The organism is Rhodococcus sp. PAE-6, from assembly GCF_025290685.1.
GTDB lineage: Bacteria > Actinomycetota > Actinomycetes > Mycobacteriales > Mycobacteriaceae > Rhodococcus > Rhodococcus pyridinivorans.
This window is the reverse complement of record NZ_JAOCLZ010000222.1, coordinates 1-239: the sequence shown is the minus strand read 5'-3', so window position 1 is coordinate 239 and position 239 is coordinate 1. Positions and strand designations below refer to the sequence as shown.

General features: G+C 70.3%; 1 pseudogene. It reads right to left on the bottom strand.

Going from position 1 to position 239, the window contains the following annotated elements:
* Positions 1-149 (bottom strand): annotated as a pseudogene (locus NVV99_RS26830) (GNAT family N-acetyltransferase); the annotation flags it as partial.
* Positions 150-239 lie beyond the last annotated feature (90 nt).

Below are 239 nucleotides of genomic sequence, written 5' to 3'. Positions count from 1 at the left end.
GGCGGCTGCCATGCGTCGCTCGCCCGCAACGACGCGACCAGACCGGGCTCGACCGGCTCGCGAGCTTCCGGGGTGAACGGCGCGAACGCGGCGCGATGCACGTCGGCGGTCGCACGGACGTCGGCGGGGCGTTCTCGACGGATCAGCACGCGATCATTGTCGTGGCCGACGCGGTGCGGCGGTATCGAATTATCGCCGTCTGCTGTTCCTCCGGACCACCACGACGGCCACAACTGCGA